Raw genomic sequence first — 6044 nt, 5'->3', positions numbered from 1 at the left:
GGTCAACCTGCAGGCCGTAGACCTGGCGGGGCTGGTGCAGGATCTGGAGGCGCAATACGCACCCTTCGCGCGGGAGCGCAACCTGCGCCTCAGGATTCGCCCTGCAGTGGGACAGGTAAGGTCTGACCCAGTGCTGCTTCAGCGGCTGGTCGGCAACCTGCTGTCGAACGCGCTGCGCAACACGCATCGAGGCGGTGTGCTGCTGGCTGTGCGCCGGCGGCGCGGAGTGCCATGCATCGAGATATGGGACACCGGTGTGGGCATCGCGAAAGAACACCAGAAGGCGATCTTTCAGGAGTTCTACCGGATTCCCCTGCAGGGTACCGAAGAAGGCTTTGGGTTGGGCCTGGCCATCGTTTCGCGCCTGAGCGAGGCGCTTGGGCATCCTGTGAGGCTTGCCTCCAGGAGCGGGCGTGGCAGTGTCTTCTGGGTGGAGTTGCGCACGCCAGGCCAGTGACCCGGCCCGGTGTTGCCCGGTCTTGCTAGAGCAAGCCCTGGGTGCGCGCCAGGTGGCTGGCCTGTGAGCGGCTCTTGACATTCAGGCGCCGGAACAGCCGCCACAAATGCACTTTCACTGTGTGCTCGCTGATCTGCAGCTCTTCGGCGATGTCGCGGTTGCTCATGCCTTTGTCGAGCATGACCAGCAACTGCTTTTGCCGCTTGGACAGTTTTTCCGTTGGGGTGGATGGCTCCGGGTCGAGTTCTTCACTCAGGAAGACGCGCAGGACGTTCGATATCTCGGTGGCCCCCGCAGACTTCTGGATGTAGGCATCGGCACCTGCCTCAATGGACAGGTCCTCGTAGTCCTGGGCCGGCGCGGCCGACAGCACCACCAGGGGCACGTTGGGGAATTGGTGTTTGAGCTCACGCACGCCCGAAACACCATTGGTGTCAGGCAACCTCAAGTCGAGGCAGATGAGTTCGGGGACACCGTGTTGCTGCACGGCAGGCATTACCGCGGCGAGCCGGTCCAGCTCGGTCACAGTGGCCTTGCTGCTAAGGCGGCGAATCAACATGACAACCGCTTCGCGCATCAGCGGATGGTCATCTATTACAAAAATACTCATTAGTTCACGTCTGAAGTATCGTTCCTGTCAGCTATCGAGCATAACTGGTGAATGTCAACTTTGGGGCACTAATAAACTTGAAATTGCGGTATTTTTTCAGGGTGGTAATACCCTAAAACAACAATGAATAAGTCTTTCGTACCAATGTGATTCTGTCGAAGGCCACCGCGCACGGCCAAAGCCCCTGGCCCAAATTGCTTAATCCCGCAACTCAGGGAGTTACAGGTGCAAAAAAACGTAGCGCTGTTTCGACCTCGGCTGCCTCGATACCGGGCAAGATTTGAAGCTTATCTTGCAGTGCAGCAAGCGCACCGGTCCCTTCGTTCTGCAGGGTGGAAATTATCAGCGCGGCTTCCCGGGGAGATTCAAAGCCATGGCTCTGCAGCAGCACCTTGGCGTCGGCATCCTGCAGCTTGAAATAGAACTGGCCGTCCTTCTCACGGTATTGCTTGAAGGCCGGAGCAACACTTTTGACTGACTTCCCTTTCGACGTGCCAGCCGGCTTTATCGCGAGGTTGCGCAAACCAACGGCGCGACGCAACTCGCCCATGAAAGGCGTGGCCTCCGCGCGCGCCTTCTGCGCACCCGCCTGCAAGGTCGCCTCGATCTTTGCCGGGTCGCTGATGAGGTCGTGGTATCGCTCGCGCATGGGCACTACTTCACGGTCAATGCGCTCGAACAGCAACTGTTTGGCATCGCCCCAGGCAATGCCTTCGGCATAGGCCTTGCGCAGGGCCTGGGTTTCGTCCGCGCTCGCAAAGGCCTGGTAAATCTGGAACAGCGCCGAGCCCTCGACTTCCTTGGGTTCGCCCGGTGCGCGTGAATCGGTGAGGATGCCGGCGATCAGCTTGCGCATCTGCTCGCGTGGGGTGAAAAGCGGAATCGTGTTGTCGTAGCTCTTGCTCATCTTGCGACCGTCCAGTCCGGGCAGCAGCGCGACGGACTCTTCAATCACCGCTTCGGGCAGCACCAGGTGCTCACCGTACAGGTGGTTGTAGCGCTGCGCCATGTCGCGCGCCATTTCGATGTGCTGGATCTGGTCGCGCCCCACCGGCACCTTGTGCGTCTTGAACAGCAGGATGTCCGCGCCCATCAGCACCGGGTACATGAAGAGGCCGGCGGTGACGTCGGCATCAGGGTCGTTGCCGGCTGCCTCGTTCTTGTCGACAGAGGCCTTGTAGGCATGGGCACGGTTGAGTACGCCCTTGCCTGTGACGCAGGTCAGCAGCCAGGTGAGTTCAGGGATTTCCGGGATGTCGGACTGGCGATAGAACGTCACGCGCTCCGGGTCCAGCCCGGCGGCCAGCCAGCTCGCCGCGATCTCGAGTGTGGACTGCTGGATGCGCGCGGGTTCATCGCATTTGATCAGTGCGTGGTAGTCGGCCAGGAAGTAAAAGCTGCGGACATCGTCGCGAAAGCTGGCCTGAACCGACGGCCGGATCGAGCCGACATAGTTGCCCAGGTGGGGCGTACCGGTGGTCGTGATGCCGGTGAGGAAACGGGTGGGGAACGGTGTATTCATGACAATCTTGGGGGCAATGAAATGGGGAGGTTGATCAGATCCAGCAAGCTGTATCCCAGCACCACCAGTGGCCAGAGCCAGTAAGCGCTGACGATGCCAAGGAGAACGAGCCCCATGACGATGAAAAACCCCCATGGTTCGAGGCGGGCGACAAACTGAGCCTGCTTCCACGGCAGCAGGCCCACCAGGATGCGGCCGCCATCAAGCGGAGGCAAAGGAAAAAGATTGAAGGCCCACATCACGAGATTGACCAGTACGCCAGCCTGGCACATGACCAGGAAAAACGGCTCCTGGACACCGGCGTTGATCAGCACCGCATACAACACGGCCCAAAGTACGACCTGTATGAAGTTGGCGGCGGGGCCCGCAAGTGCCACCCAGATCATGTCGCGTTTGGGTTTGCGCAAATTTCCGAAATTGACGGGTACCGGTTTTGCGTAGCCGAACAGAAAGGTGCCTGAGGTGGCGAAATACAGTAGCAGCGGCATGACGATGGTGCCGAGGGGGTCGATGTGCTTTACGGGGTTCAGCGTGACACGGCCCAGCATCCAGGCGGTGTTGTCACCGAAATAGCGAGCCACATACCCATGCGCAGCTTCGTGCACGGTAATGGCGAAGAGCACTGGCAGCGCGTAGATGGCGACGGTTTGAATCAGGTTGGCGATATCCATGCCGAATTATGACCCCCACGGTCGCTCACTTCGTGTAGCTCCCTGCCCCCCGAAGGGGGCTGCTGCGCCTGCGGCCCGGCAAAGCCGGTTCCGCGGCCCCTGCTTGAAGGGGAGTCCGCTCGCTAAAGGCCTAATGCAGCCAGCTCGCCCCGGCCCTGTCGCACCACGACAGGCTCGCCGCCGTCGCCCATGGCCGTCAGGTCGATCACGGTGGTCGGCTCCTGGTGGCAGGCGCCTGCGTCGATCACGGCGGCCAGCTCATGCTCCAGCAGCTCGCGGATCTCGTGCGCATCGTTCAGCGGCTCGGTGCCGTCCCGCGGAATCAGCGTGGTGGCCAGCAGCGGCGCGCCATGCAGCTCCAGCAGCGCCTGCAAAACCTTGTGCTCCGGCACGCGCAGGCCGATGGTCTTGCGCGACGGGTGGCTCACGCGGCGCGGCACTTCCTTGCTGGCTTCGAGGATGAAGGTGTAGGGCCCTGGCGTGGCGGCCTTGAGCAGCCGGAATTGTTTGTTGTCCACCCGCGCGTAGTTCGCCAGCTCGCTCAGGTCGCGGCACAGCAGGGTGAGGTGGTGCTTGTCGTCGACGCCGCGAATACGGCGCAGGCTGTCGGCCGCGGCCTTGTCGTCGAGGTGGCATACCAGGGCATAGCTGGAGTCGGTTGGCACGGCCACAATGCCGCCGCGTTCAAGCAGCGCCACCGCCTGCTTGAGCAGGCGGGTGTGCGGGTTCTCGGGGTGAACTTCAAAAAACTGTGACATACAGGTTTGTCGCCGGCTTGGGTTTCAGGATTCGGTGGGTTCAATGATGATGCGGCTCTCGCGTACCGCAAGCCAGGCGCCAGTGGCACCACACACGGTAATCATGGCAATGCCGAGCAGCGACCACTGATCCGGAACATGGGAAAAGATCAGCCATCCGCCCAGCATGGCAAAACCGATTTGGGCGTAAAGGAACGGCGTCAGGGTTGATGCAGTGGTTCGCGCATAGGCAAGAATCATCATGAAGTGCCCGACGGCTCCGAGGAAGCCCATCAGGCAAAGGCAGGCCCAAAGCACCCAGGAATCCAGCGAAGTCCAGACAAAGGGAAGGGCCAGCGAGGCGATGAGCGTGCCCACCCAGCCGGTGTAGAAGTGCATGGTTGCCGGGTCTTCGGTACGGGCCAGGCGGCTGGTCAAAATCTGGAACCAGGCATTGGACACCACCAGGCTCAGCGGTAGCAGCAGCGTCCAGTCAAAGCCGGAGCTTCCCGGCCGGATGATGATCAGCGCACCGGCAAAGCCTCCCAGGACCAGCCCCCAGCGCAACGCCGGTACGCGCTCACCCAGCTGTAGCGATGCCAGCAGGGTGATGACCAGCGGCGTGATCATGATGATGGCCGTGAACTCGCCCACGGGCATGTATYTGAGGCTGAAAAACGCCAACCCGCTGCTGGTCAGCAGCAGTACGCCGCGTAAAAGCTGGAACCTGGGATGCGCCGTTCGAAACAGCGTTCGCCCGCGCGCAGGAAGCATCACCACGGTCGTGGCCACGGCCTGGAACGCATAGCGAAACCACAGCGCCATCAGGATGGGCACGMTCAGGGATATCCGTTTGGTGGTGGTGTCCAGCGCGGCGAAGCAGGCCATGGCGGCTACCAGAAGCGCAATGCCGGTCAGGGCAGGAGAGGTTTTTCTCGCGGGGCCGGCCATCACTGGATGCGGTCCACCAGCAGCTCCCACACCGGTGTCAGTTCGCCCGGCAGGAATGGCAGGGTACCCAGGTCGGTGTGGCTTTCGTCGGGGCTGTGGAARTCGCTGCCGCGCGAAGCSGCCAGGCCGAACTCTTTGGCCGTATCGGCGTATTTGAGGTATTCCTGCGGCGTGTGGCTGCCGGTGACAACCTCCACGCCACGCCCGCCATGGGACTTGAACTCGGTGAACAAGGCGTATTCCTCGTTGGGGGTGAACTTGTAGCGGCCCGGGTGCGCAATCACGGCAATGCCCTTGGCCTGGGTGATCCAGGTGACGGCGTCGCGCAGGTTGGCCCAGCGGTGCGGCACATAGCCGGGCTTGCCTTCGGTCAGGTATTTGCGAAAGACCTCAGGTGTTTCGCGGCACACGCCGGATTCCACCAGGAAGCGGGCAAAGTGCGTGCGTGAAATGAGTTCGGGGTTGCCGACAAACTTCAGCGCGCCTTCGTAAGCGCCCATGATGCCGACCTTGGCCAGCGAGTCCGACATCTCCATGGCGCGCTGTTCGCGGCCGCCGCGCGTATTGCGCAGGCCTTGCTGCATCGCAGGGTCGTCGGCGTCGAAACCCAGTCCGACGATGTGGACCGTTTGCCCCGCGAAGGTAACGGACACCTCGGTGCCGGTGAGGTAATGCATGCCCTGCGCTTTGGCAGCGGCGGCGGCGCGGTGCTGGCCGCCTATTTCGTCGTGGTCTGTCAGGGCCCAGAGTTCGACCCCGTTGGCCTTGGCCCGTTCAGCCAGTGCCTCCGGTGTCAGCGTGCCGTCTGACACCACAGAGTGGCAGTGCAGGTCGGCATTCAGGATGTTTTTGGGAGTCACTGAGCCATTTTAGGCTTTGCAGGGTATTGGTGCAGGCCGGCTGCAATCTCCCTGACCCCAGAAGGCTCGCTTTGCGCGTGTGCGCGATGCCCTTGCACTGAAGGCGGTTTTGAGATGTTTCAGGCCGCCAGCCCAATATAGGCAAGCGCGATCAGCTATAAATTTAATAGCGTTCTCTGCCTCGCCGGATATGCGTCACTACGCTTGAAATGACCGGTTGCTATGAAATATATAGC

The 6044-nt window shown here is 61.5% G+C and carries 7 protein-coding genes; 1 reads left to right on the top strand and 6 read right to left on the bottom strand.

All coding sequences use genetic code 11. From position 1 onward, the window contains the following. Window positions 1-457 (top strand): sensor histidine kinase (locus tag AC1DWI_RS11545; protein WP_477724866.1); only part of this gene is annotated, 457 nt, incomplete at its 5' end. Window positions 458-482: 25 nt separating this feature from the next. Here the strand turns inward: AC1DWI_RS11545 and AC1DWI_RS11540 are convergent. The 6 genes from AC1DWI_RS11540 to AC1DWI_RS11515 all read right to left on the bottom strand — a co-directional run bounded on the left by AC1DWI_RS11540 (window position 483) and on the right by AC1DWI_RS11515 (window position 5808). Continuing rightward, the gene (locus AC1DWI_RS11540) at window positions 483-1067 is read right to left on the bottom strand and encodes a response regulator transcription factor (protein ID WP_457279564.1); all 585 of its coding nucleotides are present in this window, start codon (window positions 1065-1067) and stop codon (window positions 483-485) included. A 211-nt stretch (window positions 1068-1278) separates the two neighbouring features. Then, on the bottom strand, window positions 1279-2589 hold the full coding sequence (locus AC1DWI_RS11535; protein WP_477669743.1) for a tryptophan--tRNA ligase: 1311 nt from the start codon (window positions 2587-2589) through the stop codon (window positions 1279-1281). Continuing rightward, a complete protein-coding gene (locus tag AC1DWI_RS11530) occupies window positions 2586-3260 on the bottom strand; it encodes a site-2 protease family protein (RefSeq protein WP_477669742.1) in 675 nt (224 codons plus the stop codon). The genes AC1DWI_RS11535 and AC1DWI_RS11530 overlap by 4 nt, the downstream gene beginning before the upstream one ends. 122 nt (window positions 3261-3382) lie before the next feature. Further along, entirely contained in the window at window positions 3383-4018 is a 636-nt protein-coding gene (locus tag AC1DWI_RS11525) for an L-threonylcarbamoyladenylate synthase (protein ID WP_477669741.1), read from the bottom strand. A 24-nt stretch (window positions 4019-4042) separates the two neighbouring features. Next, a complete protein-coding gene (locus AC1DWI_RS11520) occupies window positions 4043-4948 on the bottom strand; it encodes a DMT family transporter (RefSeq protein WP_477724867.1) in 906 nt (301 codons plus the stop codon). Continuing rightward, on the bottom strand, window positions 4948-5808 hold the full coding sequence (locus AC1DWI_RS11515; protein ID WP_477669740.1) for a 3',5'-nucleoside bisphosphate phosphatase: 861 nt from the start codon (window positions 5806-5808) through the stop codon (window positions 4948-4950). The genes AC1DWI_RS11520 and AC1DWI_RS11515 overlap by 1 nt, the downstream gene beginning before the upstream one ends. Window positions 5809-6044 lie beyond the last annotated feature (236 nt).

This window comes from Polaromonas sp. P3_C2, assembly GCF_056402675.1.
Note: the sequence above shows the minus strand (reverse complement) of the source record. Positions and strands in the feature narration are given on the sequence as shown.